This window comes from Pauljensenia sp. UMB1177, from assembly GCF_030217965.1.
Lineage (GTDB): Bacteria > Actinomycetota > Actinomycetes > Actinomycetales > Actinomycetaceae > Pauljensenia > Pauljensenia turicensis_A.
On record NZ_JASOOV010000001.1, the window covers coordinates 25,596 to 47,695 of the forward strand.

General features: G+C 55.9%; 16 protein-coding genes and 1 CRISPR repeat array. Of the genes, 9 read left to right on the forward strand and 7 right to left on the reverse strand.

Translation table 11 applies throughout. The features are described 5' to 3' along the window. Positions 1-16 precede the first annotated feature (16 nt). From QP442_RS00115 to cas2, 4 genes are all read left to right on the forward strand, one after another. Entirely contained in the window at positions 17-1,861 is a 1,845-nt protein-coding gene (locus tag QP442_RS00115) for a DEAD/DEAH box helicase (protein WP_181002123.1), read from the forward strand. Between the two features lie 260 nt (positions 1,862-2,121). Next, positions 2,122-5,424 (forward strand): type II CRISPR RNA-guided endonuclease Cas9, encoded by a 3,303-nt coding sequence (gene cas9 / locus QP442_RS00120; protein WP_103632375.1) that lies wholly within the window; start codon positions 2,122-2,124, stop codon positions 5,422-5,424. Between the two features lie 2 nt (positions 5,425-5,426). Beyond that, positions 5,427-6,350: a type II CRISPR-associated endonuclease Cas1 gene (cas1, locus tag QP442_RS00125; protein WP_103632374.1), complete on the forward strand. Its 924-nt coding sequence runs from the start codon at positions 5,427-5,429 to the stop codon at positions 6,348-6,350. After that, complete coding sequence (gene cas2 / locus QP442_RS00130) at positions 6,343-6,663, forward strand: CRISPR-associated endonuclease Cas2 (RefSeq protein ID WP_103632373.1); 321 nt, start codon at positions 6,343-6,345, stop codon at positions 6,661-6,663. Before cas1 ends, cas2 begins: the two co-directional genes overlap by 8 nt. Positions 6,664-6,712: 49 nt before the next feature. Continuing rightward, a CRISPR array of direct repeats spans positions 6,713-7,582; the repeat unit is 36 nt; unit sequence AAAGAATATCAAGAGTTCTGGTAACTGATTCCCAGC. Positions 7,583-7,731: 149 nt separating this feature from the next. On the opposite strand, the gene QP442_RS00135 is transcribed toward cas2, so the two are convergent. From QP442_RS00135 to QP442_RS00160, 6 genes are all read right to left on the reverse strand, one after another. After that, on the reverse strand, positions 7,732-8,544 hold the full coding sequence (locus tag QP442_RS00135) for a hypothetical protein (RefSeq protein ID WP_103632372.1): 813 nt from the start codon (positions 8,542-8,544) through the stop codon (positions 7,732-7,734). Next, entirely contained in the window at positions 8,544-9,251 is a 708-nt protein-coding gene (locus tag QP442_RS00140; protein ID WP_285067951.1) for an ABC transporter ATP-binding protein, read from the reverse strand. Before QP442_RS00140 ends, QP442_RS00135 begins: the two co-directional genes overlap by 1 nt. Beyond that, positions 9,248-9,637: a GntR family transcriptional regulator gene (locus tag QP442_RS00145; RefSeq protein ID WP_103632370.1), complete on the reverse strand. Its 390-nt coding sequence runs from the start codon at positions 9,635-9,637 to the stop codon at positions 9,248-9,250. Before QP442_RS00145 ends, QP442_RS00140 begins: the two co-directional genes overlap by 4 nt. 427 nt (positions 9,638-10,064) lie before the next feature. Beyond that, positions 10,065-12,431: a glycogen/starch/alpha-glucan phosphorylase gene (locus QP442_RS00150; protein ID WP_103632369.1), complete on the reverse strand. Its 2,367-nt coding sequence runs from the start codon at positions 12,429-12,431 to the stop codon at positions 10,065-10,067. A 258-nt stretch (positions 12,432-12,689) separates the two neighbouring features. Beyond that, positions 12,690-13,325 carry a MarC family protein gene (locus tag QP442_RS00155; protein WP_006680914.1) on the reverse strand — a complete coding sequence of 212 codons (636 nt, stop codon included), beginning with the start codon at positions 13,323-13,325 and terminating at the stop codon, positions 12,690-12,692. After that, positions 13,322-14,167 (reverse strand): PHP domain-containing protein, encoded by an 846-nt coding sequence (locus tag QP442_RS00160; RefSeq protein WP_103632368.1) that lies wholly within the window; start codon positions 14,165-14,167, stop codon positions 13,322-13,324. The genes QP442_RS00155 and QP442_RS00160 overlap by 4 nt, the downstream gene beginning before the upstream one ends. Positions 14,168-14,214: 47 nt before the next feature. Here QP442_RS00160 and QP442_RS00165 point away from each other — a divergent pair, with 47 nt between their 5' ends. Further along, positions 14,215-15,762, forward strand: coding sequence for an aminopeptidase P family protein (locus QP442_RS00165; protein ID WP_424133816.1), 1,548 nt, complete (start codon positions 14,215-14,217; stop codon positions 15,760-15,762). Between the two features lie 280 nt (positions 15,763-16,042). After that, positions 16,043-17,764, forward strand: coding sequence for a hypothetical protein (locus QP442_RS00170; protein WP_285069495.1), 1,722 nt, complete (start codon positions 16,043-16,045; stop codon positions 17,762-17,764). A gap of 86 nt (positions 17,765-17,850) precedes the next feature. On the opposite strand, the gene QP442_RS00175 is transcribed toward QP442_RS00170, so the two are convergent. Further along, positions 17,851-18,630, reverse strand: a complete 780-nt coding sequence (locus QP442_RS00175; RefSeq protein ID WP_006680910.1) for a general stress protein — start codon at positions 18,628-18,630, stop codon at positions 17,851-17,853. A gap of 95 nt (positions 18,631-18,725) precedes the next feature. Here QP442_RS00175 and QP442_RS00180 point away from each other — a divergent pair, with 95 nt between their 5' ends. From QP442_RS00180 to QP442_RS00190, 3 genes are all read left to right on the forward strand, one after another. Further along, positions 18,726-20,015: a magnesium transporter MgtE N-terminal domain-containing protein gene (locus QP442_RS00180; protein WP_040318376.1), complete on the forward strand. Its 1,290-nt coding sequence runs from the start codon at positions 18,726-18,728 to the stop codon at positions 20,013-20,015. Then, positions 20,008-20,586 (forward strand): DUF1003 domain-containing protein, encoded by a 579-nt coding sequence (locus QP442_RS00185; RefSeq protein ID WP_103632366.1) that lies wholly within the window; start codon positions 20,008-20,010, stop codon positions 20,584-20,586. The genes QP442_RS00180 and QP442_RS00185 overlap by 8 nt, the downstream gene beginning before the upstream one ends. 233 nt (positions 20,587-20,819) lie before the next feature. Further along, entirely contained in the window at positions 20,820-21,950 is a 1,131-nt protein-coding gene (locus tag QP442_RS00190) for an Mrp/NBP35 family ATP-binding protein (protein ID WP_103632365.1), read from the forward strand. Positions 21,951-22,100 lie beyond the last annotated feature (150 nt).

A 22,100-nucleotide genomic window follows, 5' to 3' on the forward strand; every position in this document is an offset into this window, starting at 1 on the left:
GCTTGGCGCCTCGATAATGCGCGATCGGCTGCTACCCCCACCCCGGCGTTTCCGGGAGAGAAGGCAGATCGTGACTTCCACGAATACCCAGGGCACCAATGTGCCCGTTGAAAAAAATGACGAGGCCACCGCATTCACTCAAGTAGCTGACGTGCAGGAGGCAAGCAAGCCGAAAACCGTTGAATACTCCGCAGGCGTTGTCCGCCTAGGCACTATTGTTCCGGTCGCTGTTGAACCCGAAGCAACGCCGGACGTTGTGGACACGGGCGACGAGGATCTTGAGCACAAGTCCTTCGCTGATTTTGGCGTGACCGACCCGATCGTTGACGCGCTGGAAGATAAGGGAATCACGCACCCGTTCCCAATTCAGGCGCTGACGCTTCCGCCGGCTCTTGATCGCCACGACATTATTGGTCAGGCGAAGACGGGTACGGGCAAGACGCTCGGTTTCGGTATTCCGGTTCTGGAAGACGTTATTGCTCCTGATGAAGAGGGCTATGACGAATTGCTGAACCCGAACATGCCTCAGGCTCTGATCATCCTGCCGACACGCGAGCTGACGAAGCAGGTTGCCACTGACCTGCGCGAGGCTGCCGCCTACCTGTCGACACGCATCGTGGAAATTTACGGTGGTGTCGCGTTCGAACCTCAGATCGAGGCGTTGAAAAAGGGCGCGGACATTGTTGTGGGCACGCCCGGTCGTCTGATTGACCTGCTCCGAAAGGGTGTTCTGCATCTGAACGGTGCCGAGACGGTCGTTTTGGATGAGGCCGACGAGATGCTCGACCTGGGCTTCCTGCCCGACGTTGAGACGTTGCTTGCACGCACTCCCGCGAACCGCCACACGATGCTGTTCTCGGCAACCATGCCCGGCCCGGTTGTGGCTTTGGCTCGTAAGTTCATGGAACAGCCGACGCACATTCGCGCTCAAGATCCCGAGGATCAGAACCAGACCGTGAACTCCGTCAAGCAGGTGATTTACCGTGTTCACGCAATGGATAAGGTCGAGGTTGTCGCGCGAATCCTCCAGTCTGAGGGCCGTGGCCGTTCGATCATTTTCTGTCGCACGAAGCGCACTGCTGCCCGCCTTGGCGAGGATCTGACGGAGCGTGGTTTCGCAGTTGGTTCGTTGCACGGTGACTTGGGTCAGGGTGCTCGTGAGCAGGCTCTGCGTGCTTTCCGTAATGGCAAGGTGGACGTGCTCGTTGCTACCGACGTTGCCGCACGAGGCATCGACGTTGACGACGTCACCCACGTCATTAACTACCAGTGCCCCGAAGACGAGAAGATTTATATCCACCGTATTGGCCGTACCGGTCGCGCGGGACATTCGGGCGTCGCGGTCACGTTCGTGGACTGGGATGATACACCGCGTTGGTCATTGATTTCGAAGGCGTTGGGCTTGGGGGTTCCAGAACCGCTGGAGACCTACCACACCTCTCACCACCTATTCACCGACCTTGATATTGCGCCGGACACCACGGGTCGCCTGCCACGCGCACAGCGTAAGCTTGCGGGCTTGAATGCCGAGGTCCTAGAGGACTTGGGTGGTTCTTCATCGCGTGGCGCTCACGGTTCACGAGGCCGCTCTGGCCGTTCGGGTGCTCGCTCCGGTTCGGGGCGCGGAGGTAGCAAGGGTGGATCCGGTTCGAGGGGTCGCTCGCACTCACCGGAACGTAATCGTCGTTCAAAGGACGGGGATCGCGAGTTCCATGCGGGCCAGCAGGGTCGTTCTGACCGTGGAACGAAGGGGCGTGGTCGTGGCAACCACACGCAGGTTCCGCGCACTGAGGGCTCAGCGCCGAAGGCTCGGCGTCAGCGTGTGCGCCGTCGTAAGGACAAGGGTGGCAGCGCCGAGTAGGGCACTCATTCGTGCCTCTCATCTTTCTTGAGCATTGGGTTGTGCCAAACGCTCCCATTGAGAAGCTCGCGCGTGTATAGTGACACTTAACTGATTCCCAGTAAGCGCCGACTCGTTAGCGGCGTTGAATGCTCCACCGGGTCGCTCTTTCGAGTGGCCCGGTCTTTTTGTTCCCTCTGTTTTCTCTGATGAGAGGGCTGATACCTGAATAAGACGCGAATGCAATTTCATTTCTACATGGTCTATGTCACTATAAAAACATGTTTTGCAAGGACGCTTCTCAGCAGCTTCGTTACCGTGTTGGCATTGACGTAGGCACACACTCCATTGGTTTTTGTGCGGTTGAGGTCGATGAATCGGGTATGCCGATTCAGCTTTTGAACTCAATGGTGCATATGCACGATTCAGGCATTGATCCTGGTGGAAATAAGACTGCGACGACTCGCTTGGCAGAAGCTGGGGTAGCAAGACGAACGCGTCGACTCATCCGCCGTCGCAAGAAGCGCCTACACGAGCTTGACGCCTTCATTGAAGAATGTGGCTGGCCACTGGTTGATCTCGCAACTATTACTGACGCACGTTCTCCGTGGCGAATTCGTGCGCGTCTTGCAACGGAACACATTGACGATAAAGCAGAACAAGACAAGCTACTGTCGATTGCGCTCCGCCATATGGCACGTCATCGTGGGTGGCGTAGCCCCTATGCTCGTATTTCGTCTCTTCACATTCAGGCGGATCCTTCCGAGCAGTTGAAGGCTCTTGCTGAACGGGTTTCTGAAAAGACAGGTATTTCCTTAACAGCCGATCAGACTCCTGCGCAGCTCATCTCTGTCTATCTTGATGTGTTTGAAACAGGCAAGTTGCGTGGCCCAAAGGGAATCTTGGGTGGCAAGCTCATGCAGTCTGATAACGCGAATGAGCTTCGGCGTATTGCTACCGTTCAGGGGCTTGATAATGATCTCCTGAAGAAGATCATTGGCTTTGTTTTTGCTGCCGAATCGCCGAAGGGAAGCGCCGCTAAGCGGGTCGGTAAAGATGTTTTACCGGGAGCACACGGGCTTCGTGCAGAGAAAGCTCATCCTGCGTTCCAGCAGTTCCGTATCGTCAGCATCGTCCAGAATCTACGTATCAAAGAAGGGACAGAGCTTCGTGCACTAACCCCAGAAGAGACGGAGATTGTTGTTGATTTCCTGAATCAGGCAGGTCTCACTGAGGCTCCGACATGGGAAGAGGTCGCCGATAATCTTGAGATTCCGCGTTCACATCTGAAAGGAACAGCCACCGAGGGGTTCGATGGGATTGCTCCCAGTACACGACCACCTTTTGATGTCACATCGCAGAAGATTCTCAATGGAAAGCTGAAGAAGCTCTCCGCATGGTGGAAAGATGCTGATTACGATCACCGCTGTGCCATGGTGAACGCTCTGTCCAACGTGGGCTCTGATGACGAGGGGTCGCTTGCTGATGACGACGTGCGCGAGTTCCTGTCTGATTTCACTGATGAAGAGCTAGAGGCTCTAGATAAAGTTGAATTGCCTGGTGGTCGCGCAGCCTACTCTGTTGATTCGTTGGAAAAACTGACCAATACGATGCTGTCCGAAGGGTGCGATCTGCACTCTGCTCGTAAGATCGCCTTCGGGGTGGATGATTCGTGGACTCCCCCAGCCGAGCCGATTGGACAGCCTGTTGGAAACCCAGCCGTTGATCGTGTTTTGAAGCAGGTTGCGCGTTGGATTAGTGCTGCAACAAACCAGTGGGGAACTCCAGAATCGGTCAACATTGAGCATGTCCGAGACGCTCTCGGTAGCGAAAAAGCTTCACGCGAATATCAACGTTCTTTGCAAACGCGCCGTAATCGCAACGAGAAAATCTTCGCTGAAATGCGTGAGCGTCTCGATATTGGTGGAAAGCCTCGTGGGTCAGAGCTGACGCGTTATTTGGCTCTACAACGACAGAATTGCCAATGCCTGTACTGTGGCATGCCGATTACCTATACCGATGCTGAGATGGATCACATTGTTCCTCGAAAAGGTGCTGCATCAACAAACACTCGTGAAAACCTTGCTGCTGTTTGCCGAGCGTGCAATCACCAGAAGTCGAATCTTCCCTTCGCTGTCTGGGCTGAACAGACTAAACGACCAGGAGTCAGCCTGAAGGAAGCGTACAAGCGCGTCAGTGATATGAGGATTGAACCCGGCATGAATGGTCGTGAAATGAACGACTTCAGGAAGGCGATTCGTCTGCGTCTGAAAACGAAGCATGCTGATGCGGAGATCGATGGTCGATCGCTGGAATCTGTTGCGTGGATGGCGAACGAACTACGTCATCGCATTGAGGGCTTCTACCGTTCAGCAGAAAACGATGTGACGGTTCGGGTGTTCCGTGGTGCTGTAACTGCAGAGGGACGTCGCGCATCTGGGTTTGAGAGCCGAGTTAATCTGATCGGCGGAAAGGGTAAAACGCGTTTGGATCGGCGCCATCATGCGATGGATGCATTAACGATTGCTTTGATGGAGCCCGGGATTGCTCAGACTATTGCACTACGCATGAATATGCGCCAGTCCCAGCGAGTACTAGGTGAACAGGAAACCTGGAAGTCCTTTACCGGCGGAAGTGATACCGCACGGAAGCGTTGGGAACACTGGTGCGAGGAAATGGTTCGTGCCTCTGAGTTGTTCAATGTTTTCTTAGCAGAAGATCGCATCCCGATCTGCCAGAACAAACGTCTTCGACTTGGCTCTAGTTCGGTGCACGAGGACACTGTGAAGCCTTTTAAAGCATCCGATAAGCGCATTGTCAGCGATGCGATGCCAGTGGAGCTGATTGACCGCGCCTCGACTCCTGCTTTGTGGACAGCACTGACACGAGATCCGGATTTCGATCCAAAGGAAGGTTTGCCAGCGAATCCTTCGCGCACTATTCGTCTTCACGACAAGCGTTTGGGTCCGAACGAAACCGTGGATTTTTTCCCGACTGCAGCCGCTTATTTGGCTATTCGTGGAGGCTACTGCGAGATCGGAGCTGGGATCCATCACGCTCGCATCTTCCGTATCTCGGGTAAGAATACAACGTATGCGATGTTGCGTGTCTATCAGTGCGATCTGGTGCGCTTCCAGAAGGAGGATCTATTGACTGTTGAACTTCCAGCAAACACGATCAGCGTGCGCACGGCAGTTCCGAAGTTGAGGGAGGCCCTCGCTAATGGAACAGCTGAGCAAATTGGCTGGCTAGTTGTCGGGGACGAGTTGAAGATTGATCCGTCTGGATTCACGACAGGACAGATCGGAACCTTCAATGAAACCTACCCGCAGGCAACGAGGTGGGAGGTTACTGGGTTCCCAGATAAAGCTAAACTCGGTTTGAAACCACTGCTCATCGCAAGCGAAGGCTTAGCTGACGACGCCCCAGACGACATCGTTAAAATCGTAGAAACGAAAGGCTGGCGGCCTGCTATTGATAAACTTCTGAAAATTGGGAATGTTTTTCTGTATCGACGTGATACGCACGGAAAACCACGAGTAGTTTCACACCGTTCCCTTCCCCTTTCGAGTAAGTTGCAATAGGGATGAGTAGCCAGTGGCGGATACTGGACTTCACCTCTTTTGAAGGGAAGATCCACTCGGACGACGGTGCCATTGTTGTCGTTAATTCTGATGGCGTGAGCCAACGAGTATCCGTTGCTGATGTTGCCGTTGTTCTGATCGGAATGAAGGTCTCGTTTTCTGCAGGTGTAATCCATCGATTAACGGACAAAGATATCGCTGTATTGTTCTGCGACTGGCGCGGAGTTCCAGAATCGGGAGCCTTTTCATGGTCAGAGCACACTCGTGTTGGAGCACGCCACAAAGCACAGCTCGAGTTGAGTCTGCCTCGCAGGAAAAATGCTTGGGGACGTATTGTTCGCTCAAAGATTCAAGGGCAGGCAGCAGTTCTGCGAAATCTCAATAGGCCTGGAGCGCAAGAATTAGAACACATCGCTGGCCAAGTTCGTTCGGGTGACCCTAGCAATCTTGAAGGGCAAGCAGCGCGCATCTATTGGAGTAAGTTTTCAGACACTCTCGGAAAACGAACACCAGGAATCGGCGCATTATTTGGCCCCAATTCCTGCCTCGATTATGGATATGCGATCCTACGTGGCCATGGAATCCGAGCTGTTCTTGCCGCTGGTCTTGGACCTGCGAATGGGGTTTTCCATCGAGGGCGTTCAAATATGTTCAACCTTGTTGATGATCTGATTGAACCATTTCGACCATGTATTGATGAGATTGCGATGTTCCTTCCGGCAGATGCTACTCCTTCGGATCGAAGTGTGAAGAAACGCTTGGTTGCAGCTGCAATGCAGACGTTCAATGATGCCGGAAGTGTTCCACGTGTCTTATTAGATCTCGCCCAACAGTATGGGCGTTATGTCGAAGGAGATATTGAAAAACTCCCGGTTCCTTCGTGGCAGGGGCCATCAGCGTTGAATACGGATCTCAAGAATGCCTGATTCTCCGATGTGGTGTGTTGCGATGTTTGATTTGCCTGTTTTAACGGCTCCGCAGCGTCGTGAGGCAACACGTTTTCGAAAATTCTTGCTTGATCGCGGTTTTTTGATGGTTCAGTTCAGTGTGTACGTAAAGTATTGGCCGACTGGCGGAATCGATATGACGACGATCAAAGCGATTAAGGGATCCTTGCCAACGGGAGGGAAGGTTCGGGTGCTTGCCGTGACTGATCGCCAGTGGTCGTCTGCTTACTGTTTTGAGAACGCACGTGAGCAAGTAGCAGATGAGGCGCCAGAACAATTGATGATTTTCTGACGCCTCAAAGGCACTTTCCCGCGCTATTCTGCGGAAAACCACAGGCTCTAAAGAATATCAAGAGTTCTGGTAACTGATTCCCAGCTCGCCCTGCGCATACGCTGGTGCCCGGCAAAGAATATCAAGAGTTCTGGTAACTGATTCCCAGCCGAGCGCGACGCGGGCGCGGATGTCGCCAAAGAATATCAAGAGTTCTGGTAACTGATTCCCAGCCGATCGCGGCAATTAACTGTGAGGCGGAAAAGAATATCAAGAGTTCTGGTAACTGATTCCCAGCCCAGGTGCGAGCCAAAGACGGGACACTAGAAAGAATATCAAGAGTTCTGGTAACTGATTCCCAGCCCAGACACGCCATATAGTCCGCTTTCTGAAAGAATATCAAGAGTTCTGGTAACTGATTCCCAGCAAGTCCATACGTCCGGCATCACCTTTGAAAAGAATATCAAGAGTTCTGGTAACTGATTCCCAGCGCAATTACGGTTCCTACTATCAGACGATAAAGAATATCAAGAGTTCTGGTAACTGATTCCCAGCGTGTGCGCGTTTCCCTGATTTCGACCCTAAAGAATATCAAGAGTTCTGGTAACTGATTCCCAGCTTGAGCGTGCAACGCAGATTGCTGCGCAAAAGAATATCAAGAGTTCTGGTAACTGATTCCCAGCTCGGGCTTGGGCTGCCAGTTGTCGGGGAAAAGAATATCAAGAGTTCTGGTAACTGATTCCCAGCTTTGCGGCTTGCGCGAAGCAGTTTTCGAAAAAGAATATCAAGAGTTCTGGTAACTGATTCCCAGCGCGTGTTCGATGAGGGCTTCGGAGCCTGAAAGAATATCAAGAGTTCTGGTAACTGATTCCCAGCACCTGTGGGGCTGAGAGTAGCCGACGTTAAAGAATATCAAGAGTTCTGGTAACTGATTCCCCAAATAATAATTTCAGTTAAGAAAACACCATTAGAGCTGGAAGCACACTTAAATGCAATACGTCTTGGGGGCAGGGCGCATTTGCGCCCTACCCCCAAGGTCTGTGCGAGACCTCGTCGATTATGACGAAGCCCGACAGTCGAAAACCGAAACTAACGCACCGACGTGTGGCACTCAATCGAACGCACACCCCACCATGCGACACCGATTGCCAGCAACACCGCCCCTACGGGCGCACCAATGCCGACAAACTGCGGATCCGTATCAGCTAACAGCGCGTTCACCAGGTCCGTGACCCAAAAGCCAAAACGTAACTCGCCCGTGTTGACATCCATCATCAGCGGGAAGAACGCCATCGCAACAAAGGACACCACCTGATTCGCCAGATAGAGGATCACGAAACCCACTATCGCAGCTCCAAAGCCATGCTTCTGCCAACGCTCGCGAGCACTCAAGCTCATTCCAGCAGCGACCTCAAGAACAATCGTCACCAACTGCACTACAACAGCCACCACAGCGAACCAGACAATCCAGCTCGGAAGATCCCAAATAACAGCGGTGCGATGCCAGAACTCCTGCACGCTCAGCTCCGCCTTGTGAGCCTTCAGTAGAGCCAGCACACCCCAGTTCACCAGGGTTAGCACGATCGCCACTAACGCATACGCCAAGGCAACCAGCACTTTCGACCAGAAAAGATCACGGCCACGAACCGGCAGCAAATGCGTAAAGTACGCCATCTGACCGTGCATACTCTTCCAATACGCCTGAGCCAGAACAAGTAGAACAGCAACCGGCATCATCGGAGCCACAAGCAGAGCAAAGCTACTAGAAAAGCCTGAAAACACGGGGAAATCAACAGCGACTGCCACGAAGGCAACAAGGCACATGACCTGCAGGATGCCTAACGTTTGTGCAACCCGCTTTGCGTTCTCACGCAATTCATACCCAAACAACGTACCAAACATCAGCGGTACTCCTTCTTGAAAATACCCTCCAGCGACATGCCGTAGTCGGCTCGCAGATCGTCCACATTCGCGTGAACAAGCACCGTACCCGCTCGCATCATGATGACGTCATCCAGAATCTGCTCCACGTCAGCAATCAAATGAGTGGAAATCACCATCGCCGAATCTGGGTTAAAATCGCGCAGAATCCCCTGCATGATCGTGTCACGCACCGCTGGATCCACACCCGACAGAGGCTCGTCCAACAGGTACAGCTCAGCACTGCGTGCCATCAGCAGAGCAATCTGTAGTTTCTCCCCCATGCCCTTCGACATGGACTTCAGCTGCTGATCCGCTTGCAATCCGAAGTAGTCGATTCCTTCACGCGCCTTCTCAGCCGAGAAATCCGAATAGAAACGCGAGTACACGTCAATCGCTTTATTCGCATCCCACATCGGATCCAAGAAATCCGAAGCGGGAAGGAATGCGACGTGTGCCTTCGTGGTGGCTCCTGGCTTCTCACCTTCGATCAGGACAGTCCCGTCCCAATCGGAAAGAACGCCCGCCATGATCTTCAGTAGCGTCGTTTTACCACAACCGTTTTCGCCGACCAAGCCGGTGATTGTGCCCGGCTTGAGCTCAAAATTCACACCTTGCAGGGCAGTCGCGCCACCCGCATAGGTTTTCGTCAGGTTTTCCACCTGAACAACTGCATGTGTTGATGTCATTGCGCATCACCTTCGCGTGCTGTGCGTTCGATGTCGGTCCACTGTTCAGCAAGCAACTCCTGCGCCCGATCGAGACTCAGCCCGAGTTGCGTGACAGTAGTGATGTGATCGCGAGTTGCATCGAGGGCGAGCTCTGCCCTGGTCACATCGATCACGTGTTGGTCCGCGGTGACGAAACGCCCCTGCGCACGTTCAGCTTCGGTCAGTCCCTGACGATCTAATTCGCCGAGGGCACGCTGGATCGTGTTCGGGTTAACTCCCGCTTGTAGTGCGAGTTCGCGGACACTAGGAATCTTCGAGGACGGTGGCCAGGTTCCGGACACGATATTGATCCGAAACGTTTCAACTAGCTGGACCCAAATTGGTCGAGAATCATCGATACTCACACCCCCTCCTTCCTGTATCGCTGTATTAATACAGTAATACTATGACAGTCCGCGAGACACTGTGTCAAGCGCTTAATACAGACGCGGAGGGTGGGTGCTCTACTCGTTCGGTATACGAGGCAACGAAATCAGGCTCTCAGCAGAGATAACAGCGCCTCACACGACCAAACCCGACAGCAGGAGCCACGTACACGACCGACAACGTCATACGAGGCAACGAAACCGGGAACCACTGCAAACAGCGTGAAAATATCGCTTCACACGGTCAAACCTGCCCCCAAACACCCCACGCAGAGGCACACACCCCAGCAGGCATCCCGCCACCCACCTGACCGCACACAGAAAACTGCGGGGGCAAGCCCTCTCGGACCTGCCCCCGCAGCCAAAGCCAGCGAGAGAAGCTAGCAGAAACTAGCGCGTCACCAGATCAGTCGATCGGCGTTGCATCGAGCTTCCAGACCTCGTTCGCATAGTCGGTGATCGTACGGTCAGACGAGAAGCGACCGGACTGAGCGATGTTGACCCACGCCTTGCGCGCCCAAGCGCGTGCATCGCGGTAGTCGGCGGCCATGCGATCCTTCGCGTCACGATAAGCCGCGAAGTCGCCGAGGACGTAGTAGACGTCGGCGGGCTCGTAGCCGGCTTCGAGAAGCGACCAGCGCAGATCGTGGAACCAACCGGAACCGCAGTCATCCAAGGTACCGTCGGTCAGAGCGTCAAGGACTCGCTTGAGGCCGGGGACGTTCTCGTAGTGCCAGCGCGGATCGTAGTTCTGACGCAGCTCGGGAAGTTCGTCTTCGGTGGCGCCGAAGATGTAGGCGTTCTCATCACCGACGGCGTCAAGAATCTCAACGTTTGCGCCATCGAGAGTGCCGAGGGTCAGGGCGCCGTTCATCATGAACTTCATGTTCGACGTGCCCGACGCTTCCTTACCCGCAGTGGAGATCTGCTCGGAGATGTCGGCTGCCGGGATAATGTGCTCAGCAGGAGACACATTGTAGTTATGGATGAAGACGACCTTGATGCGACCCTTGATGTCTTCGTCGTTGTTAACCAGGTCAGCGATCGTGTTGATCAGTTTGATAACACCTTTTGCGCGGATGTAGCCGGGGGCCGCTTTTGCGCCGAAGATAAAGACGCGCTTCGGAACGTCCAGCGTCGGATCATCCTTGATGCGGAAGTACAGGTCAAGGATGTACAGAGCATTCAACAGCTGGCGCTTGTACTCGTGCAGGCGCTTGATCTGAACATCGAAGATGGCGTCGGGATCAATGTCAACGCCTTCGCGTTCCTTGACCCACGCCGCGAAGTCAACCTTGTTGGCGTGTTTGATCGAGGTGAGTTCGTCCAGAACATCCTCGGAAGCAGAGTCAACGTAGCGAGACAGGACGGAGAGGTCCCTGACCCATTCGTCAGAGCCGGTGACGCGATCGAGAAGAGATGCGAGGCGCGGGTTGCACTGCTTCAGCCAACGACGCGGAGTGACACCGTTCGTCTTGTTGTTGAAGCGCTCGGGCCAGATGTCGTGCCATTCCTTGAGGGTTTCGCGCTTGATGATCTCGGTGTGCAGGGCCGCAACACCGTTGATCGAGTAGGCGGCGTAGCAGGCGATCCATGCCATGCGGACCGTGTTGCCGGAAACCGGTGCCATGTAGTCAATGGTCGACTGTTCCAGACCACGTTCTGCCATCTCGATGCGGAAGCGACGGTCGATTTCGCGGACGATTTCGGCGATGCGCGGGAACAGACGGTCGAAGATCGTCATTTCCCAGGTTTCGAGGGCTTCGGCCAGAACCGTGTGGTTCGTGTACGCGAAGGTCTTGGCGACGATTGACCAGGCGTCTTCCCAGCCGAGCTCGTGTTCGTCCATGAGCAAGCGCATGAGTTCCGGAATAGCCAGAACCGGGTGGGTGTCGTTCAACTGGATCGCGTTGTACTTCGCGAAGTCGGTCAAATCCTTGCCGTGATGTTCGACGTAGTTGTCGACGATGGCCTGCAGGGATGCGGAGCAGAAGAAGTACTGCTGGCGAACGCGCAGGACCTTGCCTTCAAACGTGGTGTCGTTTGGATAGAGGACGCGCGAGATGTCGTTGGTGCGTTCACGGTCGACGATAGCGTCGGTGAAGCGCTGCGAGTTGAAGGCGTCGTAGTCGAATTCCTCGACAGGCTCTGCACGCCAGAGGCGCAGAGTGTTGACATTCTTTGTGCCGTAGCCGGTGATCGGCATGTCGTAGGGTACTGCGCGGACGGTCAGGTCAGCGTAGGAAACGATGCGCTGGGCTTCTTCACGACGGATGACGAAGGGGTAGCCCTCTTCCATCCAGGGGTCCGGATGTTCGGTCTGGAATCCGTTGTCGAACAACTGCTTGAACAGGCCATAGCGGTAGAGGATGCCATAGCCGGCGACCGGCAGATCGAGCGTGGCGCAGGAATCGAGGAAGCAGGCCGCCAGACGACCGAGGCCACCGTTACCGAGGGCTGCGTCCGGTTCTTCTTCGAGAACAACAGAGAGATCGTCGCCGTGTTCGGCAAGTGCGGCGCGCGCTTCGTCAACAAGGCCCAGGTTGGACAGGTTGTTCAGCAGAGCGCGCCCCATGAGGAACTCTGCGGAGAAGTAATGCTCTTGACGACCCTTGGCGTAGGTTTCGGTCGTTGTATCCCACGAGTCGGCAATCTGATCAACGACTGCGGCTGACAGGCCCTGCCAGAGCTCCATCTTCGTGGCTTTTGCGATCGGACGGCCAGAGACCGCGCGGACCTGCGTTGCCAGCGTCTGGCTGAGGTTCTGAGTCATAGGTACTCCCAGTGTTCAATGTTGTCGTGGCTCGTTTGCTGCTTTGGCAAAGACACCCTGGCTACGAGATTACCGACTATTTCTGGGCAATTTCGCCAAAAGTGGTCGTTTGAAAGGTGAGCCACAGTGGGAGTTTTCGCCCCACGTGGACTAGTGTAGCGCGTTTTACGGAAACGTTTCCGTTACCGGCGGGAATCAACCGAGTTTCACCCGAACAGATCCCAAAGGAACACACCCCTTATTCGAGGAAAAAGACCTTTAAACTGCCGCTTCAGCAATGAAATCGAAGATGCCACCCATGACCAGCTGAGTCGCGATAGCGGCCAAGAGAAGGCCCATGATCTTCGTCAGGAGCATGATGCCACCGGTGCCAAGCAAACGCGACAGGATCAGCGAGAAGTACATGGCGAACCACATAATCAGGTGAGCGACAACGACCGCCGACACGACGGCGATCCATCCCGCAAGAGAAGCGTGAGCCTGCGCGACGGACACCATGACGGCAACAATCGCGCCGGGGCCTGCCAGAAGTGGCGTGCCCAGCGGAACCAGGGCGACGTTGACGTTCGGGTCGCCAGTATCGGGCTCATCGCTGTCTTTGCCCATCAGCAGTTCCATTGCGACAAGGAACAGCAAGACACCGCCGGAAAGCTTCAGTGCCTCCATCGAAATTTGTAGGAGACGAAGAACCTGCTGGCCAAGAACGGCGAACGCCAAGATGATGCAGAAGGAAATAATCGTTGCCTGGCTGGCGGCTTTCTTTTGCGCCTGTGGCTTCAGGCGACCGGTTAAACCGAGGAAGATGGGGATCGCGCCGAAGGGATCGAGGATGACGATCAGGGTCGTAAACGTCGTCGCAAAAAGTGTGACATCAAAAAACGACGATGCGTTCACGGGCGAATTACCTCCATTGTTCCTGCGTCTTCAACCTGAGAAATTACTTCAGGATCCGTTAGATTCTCACCCAATTGGTTCGGTTTTCCCAAACCGTGGTAGTCAGATGAGCCGAAGATCGCAAGCCCCAGATCGTCGGCCAACCGTTGGACGGCCTCGCGGTCTTCAGCCTGATGGTCGCGGTGATCGCGTTCGATTCCGAAGAGCCCGGCATCCTTCATGTCGTAGATGACTTCGTCGGAGAACAAACGCTGGCGCGCACGCGCTTTCGGGTGCGCCAGAACAGGCACTCCCCCAGCCTTCAAAACAAGCTCTGTCGCTTCGACAGGATCCGGTGCCCAGTGGTGAACGAAGTAAGGACCGGACGGATGCAGGATCTTTTCAAAAGCCTGCGACCTGTTTTCAAAAACGCCGACTGCGACCAGAGCGTCGGCGATGTGAGGGCGACCGATTGGCCCACCATCGGGCGCAAATTCGAGGACCGTATCCCACGTAATCGGGTAGTCTTCCGCAAGGTTTTCAACCATCCGCTGGACGCGAGTTTTGCGAGAATTTCGGGCTTTCTCGAAGCAATCAAGCAGTCCGGTGTTCGTGGGGTCCGGCAGATATGCCAGCAGGTGCACCGTAATTCCCGAGGCCGCGCATGACATTTCAACGCCTCGGATTAACGCGACGTGCGATTCTTTGACGCTCGCCTCACCTTCATCCCACCCGGCAAACGTGTCATGGTCGGTCAATCCGATCATGTCAAGACCAGCATCGCGAGCCTTGAAAAGCAGTTCAGTTGGCGTATCGGTGCCATCTGAATACGCGGTGTGAGTGTGGGAATCAATTCGGAGCATAAAACTGAGAGTATCGACCTTCGCCCGAAAGTGCCATCATGGAGACTATGAACGACACGACGAATACTCAGTCAGCGCAAGAAAACAAGGCGGAAGAAGCGCCCGCATCGATGGCTCAGCGAGGGGAAGGACGAAGCCGTCGCCCCTCGTCGGACGCATTCCGCGCGTTCATGGGCTCCGGTTGGGGGCCTCGTATCCAGACGGAAATGAAGCGCAGTGGAGCAGCCGACTATCTGCCCGAGCGCGCCGAAGCAGCCGGCGAGCCTTTCAAGGGCGAGCGCTTGGTAATCCCCGCGGGCACATACAAGGTACGCAGTAACGACTGCGATTACCGCTTCCGCGCATACTCCGCTTTCGCACACCTTTCGGGCCTCGGTGGCGAGCGCGAACCTGATTCTGTCCTCGTTCTTGAACCGCGCGAAGACGGCCCACACGAGCCGGTTCTGTACTTCCGCCCGCGCGCTTCACGTTCTTCCCAGGAGTTCTACTCCGACGCAACCTACGGCGAGTTCTGGGTGGGCGCCCGCCCCTCTTTGGAAGAGGTTAGCGCCGAGACCGGACTCCGCTGCGAGCACATCGATACGCTCCGCGACGCTCTGTCGAAGGACGCTGGGCTGATCAACTTGCGCATCGTGCGCGGTGTGGACGCGAACGTTGAAGCAATGGTGAACGAGGTTCGTACTCAGGCTGGATTGAAGGCCGGAGACGACGCCCGCGAAGCAGACGAGAAGCTTGAAGAGCGCCTGTCGGAAATCCGCTTGCGCAAGGACCCCTTCGAAATCGCTGAACTTCAGCGCGCGGTCGATGTCACCTATCAGGGCTTCACCGATATCTTGAAGGCTCTCCCCCGCGCCGTCGGTCACCACCGTGGCGAGCGCGTCATCGAGGGTGCTTTTGGCGCGGTTGCTCGCGAAGAGGGCAACGGCCTTGGCTACGACACGATCGCAGCATCGGGCAATCACGCGAACACCCTGCACTGGATCGACAACGATGGTCCGGTGAACGAGGGCGATCTGGTTCTGGTTGACGCTGGTGTTGAGGTCGATTCCCTTTACACCGCCGACATCACCCGCACACTGCCGGTCAACGGAAAGTTCACCGAGGTCCAGGCACGTGTCTACCAGGCTGTTTTGGATGCGTGCGAGGCTGCGCTTGCGCGAGCAAACGAACCTGGCACCCGCTTCAAGGACGTTCATGACGCGGCAATGCAGGTCATTGCCACTCGCCTGCGCGAGTGGGGTCTACTTCCGGTCACCGTTGAAGAATCCCTGTCCGCCGAAGGTCAGCAACATCGTCGTTGGATGCCTCACGGCACCAGCCATCACCTGGGTCTGGACGTTCACGACTGCGCTCAGGCGCGTCGCGAGATGTACCAGGAGGCACTGCTCGAACCGGGCATGGCTTTCACCATTGAACCCGGCCTATACTTCCGTGCCGATGACGAACTGATTCCGGAAGAATTCCGTGGCATCGGCGTGCGCATCGAAGATGATGTGATCGTGAACGAAGACGGTTCGGTCACGCGAATCTCCGAGAATATCCCGCGCACTATTGAAGACGTCGAGGCATGGATCGCGGCGGCGCAGCAAAGCTGAGCATCATCAGTTTCGACTGACCGTTTTCAACTCCCGCTGGTGGGGAGCAGGCAGCGCCTGCTCCCCACCAGCCTTTTCATATCAGCGTCATATCAACTCGTTCTTCCAGCGCGAACGGGGAAAATATTTTAGTGCAACACAATCCTTATGCTAATTTAGGTGCGCCTTACCTATGACATAAAAGGAGAACCTAATGACGCATTCGTCTCGAGGAGTGCAAAAACGACGCATTTCTCTTCGCACGATTGTTACGACGTTGTGTGTTTCCATCCTCTGCAGCGTGGCAGGAATCAGTTCCGCCATTGCTGACACTGGCCAGCACAATTTCGAGTGGATCAAGACCCACGGCAAAAAGACCGTAGTCAAGTTGGACGACGGCAACGTTGATGTCTACGTTGCGACGCTTTCTGTTGACCCGTTGAACAAGGCGAAGGAAGTCATTCTGTACGGGGAGCTACAGATGCCACTGACCGTCCAAGATCTTGGTCTTGAAGATGTTGACAACAAGACGTACCTGCGTTCGGACAGCAACAAGGTCAAGTACAACGAGTACGTGACCATCCCTCTGCTCGTGTCTCCGGAAGACACTAAGCCCGGTAAGTACGACAAAACGATCTTCCAGCTTGATCAGTCAATCCAGGTCAAAGGCGACAAGGTGAAGCTTGTCTTGAAAGATAAGAGCTTCGACATCCCGCTGCCCGCAAAAACCGCTGAAGTCGACACCAGCTACCTTGAAGGAGCAATTGCAGAGCACTGGAACGAATACCAGGCAGCACTGAACGACGGCATCAAGCTCGACCCTACAACGGCTGATGCATATCTGCGCATCAACGACGAAGCACGCGCTTTCGTAGAGAACGCCAAGAAGGCGGAGAACCCGCCGTCGATCGAAGAGATCGAAGCAATGCGTACAAAGCTCAACGAAACGTACGCCGAACTTCTCCCACTCCCCTACGAGCGCGACGGGCTGAAATCCTTAATCACTGAAGCACAGAAAAAGATTGACCAAAACGGAGCCAACGCCACTCGCTACACCAAGGATTCCTTCGACGCACTGAACTCTGCTCTGGCAAAGGCAGAACAGCTTGTCAGCTTGAAAGATCTGACCACCATTAAGGTTCCTGCCGACGGTTCACCGCTTGTCACGCACCGCGCATTCGACGAGAGCGAAAAGGCATTGCGAGCCGCGATCGATGGTCTTCAAACCGAACCGTTCACCCAAGTGAATCTTGATGCTTTGAAGGCTCTCTACGACCAGGCAGTGGCGAAGACTCCGAAGGACGGATACACGTTCAGCAAGGACGGGATCGAGGCCCTTCACGCAGCTATCGAAGCAACCGCAGCTGAAATTTTCACGGCTCCGCAGTACATGGACGAGCAGAAGGTGCAACAGTTGACTGATGCCCTGCAATCCGCACTCAAAGGACTGAATGAGGTCAAACTCGACCCGAAGCGCGCCTTTAAAGTCAAGGTCATGTACGCACACCCCACTGACGGTGGTGTCTCGCCTCTTCTCAAGGAATACTTCACCGATGAAACACAGAACCCGATCACGGAAATACTTCCCGTGGTTGACGGTCAGTACATGAATATTCCACTGTCCGATCCGCTGGTGAAGGACTTCCCCGGCTACCTGCCAACGAATTTCCTCTACGGCTCTGACGACGGTTCCCTGCAGCTCGCAAAGGTCCTGCGCGATTCTTCTGGGAAGCAACGCGTCGTGTTCACTGCAACTGCAGCAAACCTTCAAACCGGCACAACCCTTGTTGTCTTCTACGAAAAGGGCGAGAAGCCAGCCACGGGCACCACCGTGACAGAACCATCTGGAGTAGCTAACGCTCAGCAGGCAAACGCTACGTCCGCTCAAGCATCCAAGAGCGGAAAGCTCGCACGTACCGGCGCAGACACGTACACCGCCTTGGTGACAACCCTTGCAACCTTCCTTGCAGGAGCATCACTGATGGGAGTGAACTCATTCGCTTCGCGTAAACAGCGCAACTGAGTCATTACTTGACTGATCGATAGTGCAACTAACCGGATCAGACGCACTGGTGGGGAGCAGGCATTGCCTGCTCCCCACCTTGCTGTTCAGTCGTCTGCCCGATGGCGTCCATACACTGGCTTGGAATCGTCTGCGTCGTTGGAATCAGCCTTTTCATCTGCGGGCTGGCCAGGGTGGGCTCCACCGCGAGTAGGCTCCGATCCTTCGGAAGAAAGAGAGTCTGAGGAAGCAGGATCGGCCTCGTTCCCCGAAGCGGAAGATGCGGAAGACGCAGAGGCATGACTCAAGCGGACACCGAAACGAGGCTTTTCGTCCGGGCGCGACCCGTATTCGGTCGGGCCGGTGGATTCTGGGCGGACTCGACGCAGCTTCGGACGCATCTGATTACCCGGCGTCTTCTGCAACATCTGGAACGCGCGATCGATATCCGCTGACGCAAGTAGCGCGTATCGCGACGCCACAGTCTGTGACTGTGACGTGAAATCCCTACGCCCACTCGTCATCGCATACAGCAGACCCGACATGATGATGCCCGCGAGCGCGCCACCCAGAATGCCAATGCCAACCCACACGAACGCCGATCCGTTCGGTGCCGCGAAGGACAGCATCAAGCCCATGAAGGCACCCCACAAGGCGCCACTAGAGGCGCCTGACAGGGCCGCGCGTCCCATCGTCATCCGACCGGTCACGCGCTCAACAAGGTGCAAGTCGGTGCCGACGATCGTAATCGACTTGACGTCGAATTCCTGGTCGGACAGGTAGTCGACCGCTCCCTGAGCTTCCGCGTAGGTCTGGTATGAGGCCACCTCGGTCCCTGTCGGCATTACCGGCATGCCAAAGTTCAGGTCATTCGAGCGTTGCGCCATGGGTTTTATTCCTCACAAACTGAACAGTTTTCACTACGTGCTAGCCACTATCATTCCACCCGAGGGCATAGGCTGTCCCTGTGAACAGCGCACCTATGGAACTCAGAACAGCCGGGCGACGCGTATACATTGGCAAGCTCGCAGGTACTTCCGTCTTTGACCCCATCGGGGATCAGGTTGGAAAGATCCACGATGTCGTCGTGATTTTCCGCTATGGATCAGCCGCGAACGTCATCGGATTCGTCGTCGAGGTCGGTCCGCGTAAGCGTGTTTTCCTGCCAATGACACGCGTGACGTCCATTGAGTCCGGGTCGATTATTACGACGGGCCTGCTCAATATGCGTTCATTCACACTGCGTCCCATGGAGACACTGGTGCTTGGTCAGCTGTTCGACCGAGTTGTTGCCTTGAACGATGGTTCGGGCGATGTGAAGATCCTTGACGTTGCGATGGAGCGACGTCGCCCGAAGGATTGGGTGATTTCGAAGCTTCACGTGCAGCGCCAGCGCACGACGGCACTGGGGTTCATTCGTTCCGGCGAGACGCTGAACGTCTCGGTTTCTGAGGTGACCGGCCTGCGTAGTCGCGACGTGGAACAGTCTGCGGCGACTCTTATTCAGCAGACCGAGGATATGCGCGCTGCCGACCTAGCGGACTTCCTGCATGATCTGCCTGCCGAACGCCAGATGGCTGTTGCGAAGGAACTGCCTGACGCGCGTCTAGCCGACGTCCTCGAAGAGCTCGGCGACGACGACCGAGTTGCCATTCTGTCCGGCCTTGAAGCAGCCCGAGCAGCAGACGTTCTGGATGTCATGCAGCCTGACGACGCCGCAGACCTCGTTTCCGAGCTTCCCGAAGCCCAAGCTCAGCACCTGCTGAACCTGATGGAGCCAGAGGAAGCTAAGGACGTTCGCCGACTGCTCACCTACGCCGAGTCGACGGCCGGTTCGCTGATGACGACCGAGCCGATTGTGTTGGGCCCGGATGCAACTGTGGCGCAGATGCTTGCTTCTGTGCGCCGTGAAGATATTCCCACGTCCCTTGCGACCGTCGCGTTCATTACTCGCCCGCCGGAAGAGACTCCGACCGGCCCGTACCTGGGTATGGTCCACATTCAGCGTGCCCTGCGCGAGCCTCCGCAGACTCTGCTGGGCACGATCCTCGACTCTGATATTGAGGCTGTTTCCCCGCAGGCTCACGTCGCAACTGTCACGCGACTGTTGGCAACGTACAATCTGACAATCCTTCCCGTCGTGGATGAAGACGCGCACCTTCTGGGCGCGGTCTCCGTTGACGACGTGTTGGACGAACTGTTGCCAGAAGACTGGCGTGATTACGATGACGAGGTCACTGACCGCATGATGGCAAGGAGCATTGATGGCTGAACGTCTAGATACTCCCCGCGAAGCTGGATTCCGTTTCTTCAAGCGTCGCAAGTCATCGGGTGATAGTTTCGGCAAGTTCGCCGAAGCGACCGCCCGTTTCATGGGCTCGCCGAAGTTCATCTTGTACATGACGATCTTCGTGGTCGCGTGGATCACGGCGAATATCGTGCTGTACCAGGTGTCGCAGAAGTATGCGTGGGATCCCTATCCGTTTATCCTGCTCAACCTTGCTTTCTCAACCCAGGCGTCGTATTCCGCTCCTCTGATTCTTCTTGCGCAGAACCGTCAGGATGACCGCGACCGTGTCCAGGCCCAGCAGGATCGTCAGCGCGCCGAGCGCAATCTGGCTGACACCGAGTATCTGACCCGCGAAATTGCGAGCCTGCGCCTGTCTGCCCAGGAAGTTGCTACCCGTGACTTCGTGCGTTCCGAGTTGCGTGATCTGGTCGAATCCTTGCGTGAGGAGATTCGCGAAGAATTGCACGCCGAACTGCTTGCCTCCCAGAAATCCGCTTCGGGCGACGATGAGTCCGCCGAAGAATCCACCTCGTTCGATTCCGCGCAGGTTTGAGGGGACGAGGCCGCCCGCTGGGGTAAGCGTGGCCCTGTACATTGGGCGAAAGTGGCCTTGTACGTTGGGCGGAATTCGAATAACCCACCGCCCACGTTACTCATATCCGCACGCCACGAGCTTCTGACTTTGGGGGGCGGGAAAATGGCGGTTACCCACGCTTTGACACTCACTTTCGTGCACCGGCTGGTTTAGGAAACGACCCCGCGCGCACGCCAACGTAGGATAAGAGCATGTCTGTCTCAATCGATCAGGTGATGGCCGCGCTCGAAACGGTCATCGATCCCGAAATTCACCGTCCCATCGTCGATCTCAACATGACCAGCGCCGAGCAGGTCACCATTGACGGCTCCACCGTCACCGTCGAGGTTCTTCTGACCACCGCCGGTTGCCCGCTACGCACCACGATCAACGCTGACGTCATCAAAGCTGTTGGCGCCATTGAGGGCGTTGAGAACGTCAAGGTTGATATGGGTGTCATGTCCGACGAACAGAAGAAGGCTCTGCGCGAGAAGCTGAACGGTGGTCGCCCCGAGCGCGAAATCCCGTTTGCTCAGCCAAATTCGCTGACCCGTGTTATCGCTGTTACTTCCGGTAAGGGTGGCGTCGGCAAGTCCTCCGTGACCGCGAACCTTGCTGCCGCGATGACGCAGGCAGGCCTGAAGGTCGGCGTCATGGATGCCGATATCTACGGCTTCTCGATTCCGCGTATGTTGGGCGTCGACCACGACCCGCAGGTCATCGACGGCATGATTATTCCGCCCGTCGGCGCTTCCGGTATCAAGGTCATGTCCATCGGCATGTTCGTGCCCGACGGTCAGCCCGTCATCTGGCGCGGTCCCATGTTGCACCGCGCACTCCAACAGTTCTTGGCTGACGTCTTCTGGGGGGATCTCGATGTCTTGCTCATTGACATGCCTCCGGGCACCGGCGACGTTGCCATCTCAATCGCGCAGCTACTGCCGAATTCCGAGGTCCTGGTCGTCACGACCCCGCAGGTTGCTGCCGCCGAGGTCGCAGAACGCGCAGGTTCCATCGCATCGCAGACCCAGCAAAAGGTCATCGGTGTTGTCGAAAACATGTCCTACCTGCCTCAGCCCGACGGCTCTCAGTTGGAGCTCTTCGGTGCCGGTGGTGGCGCATCGGTTTCCGCTCGCCTGACGGCTCAGCTCGGTTACGAGGTTCCGCTGTTGGCGCAGGTCCCACTGGACATCGCGTTGCGCGAAGGCGGAGATGCCGGACGCCCCGTTTCCCTTGATGATGGTCCGGCTGCGAGTGAACTCGTCGCGCTGGCAACAGCACTGGGCAAAACGGAACGAGGCCTAGCGGGTCGCCCGCTTGGGGTCTCCCCCATCAAGAACTGAACGATTGCCCTGCGTGGGCAATCACTTCGACATCGTTACTCAACGTCGATTCCTTGGGCATCCAACGCCCGGCGGATCCTTTAATAAGTAACTTTGTCCCCACTAGGCGCCCTCACGCTTTGCGTGAGGGCGTTAGGCTATGCCTAGACA

Bases quoted from the DNA above. Each gene is read 5' to 3' on its own strand.
- QP442_RS00185 (WP_103632366.1), top strand. From the start codon at position 20,008: ATGGCTGAACGTCTAGATACTCCCCGCGAAGCTGGATTCCGTTTCTTC.
- cas1 (WP_103632374.1), top strand. From the start codon at position 5,427: ATGAGTAGCCAGTGGCGGATACTGGACTTCACCTCTTTTGAAGGGAAG.
- QP442_RS00135 (WP_103632372.1), bottom strand. From the start codon at position 8,544: ATGTTTGGTACGTTGTTTGGGTATGAATTGCGTGAGAACGCAAAGCGG.
- QP442_RS00165 (WP_424133816.1), top strand. From the start codon at position 14,215: ATGAACGACACGACGAATACTCAGTCAGCGCAAGAAAACAAGGCGGAA.
- QP442_RS00175 (WP_006680910.1), bottom strand. From the start codon at position 18,630: ATGGCGCAACGCTCGAATGACCTGAACTTTGGCATGCCGGTAATGCCG.
- QP442_RS00180 (WP_040318376.1), top strand. From the start codon at position 18,726: ATGGAACTCAGAACAGCCGGGCGACGCGTATACATTGGCAAGCTCGCA.
- cas9 (WP_103632375.1), top strand. From the start codon at position 2,122: ATGTTTTGCAAGGACGCTTCTCAGCAGCTTCGTTACCGTGTTGGCATT.
- QP442_RS00150 (WP_103632369.1), bottom strand. From the start codon at position 12,431: ATGACTCAGAACCTCAGCCAGACGCTGGCAACGCAGGTCCGCGCGGTC.
- QP442_RS00190 (WP_103632365.1), top strand. From the start codon at position 20,820: ATGTCTGTCTCAATCGATCAGGTGATGGCCGCGCTCGAAACGGTCATC.
- QP442_RS00115 (WP_181002123.1), top strand. From the start codon at position 17: ATGCGCGATCGGCTGCTACCCCCACCCCGGCGTTTCCGGGAGAGAAGG.
- QP442_RS00140 (WP_285067951.1), bottom strand. From the start codon at position 9,251: ATGACATCAACACATGCAGTTGTTCAGGTGGAAAACCTGACGAAAACC.
- QP442_RS00160 (WP_103632368.1), bottom strand. From the start codon at position 14,167: ATGCTCCGAATTGATTCCCACACTCACACCGCGTATTCAGATGGCACC.
- cas2 (WP_103632373.1), top strand. From the start codon at position 6,343: ATGCCTGATTCTCCGATGTGGTGTGTTGCGATGTTTGATTTGCCTGTT.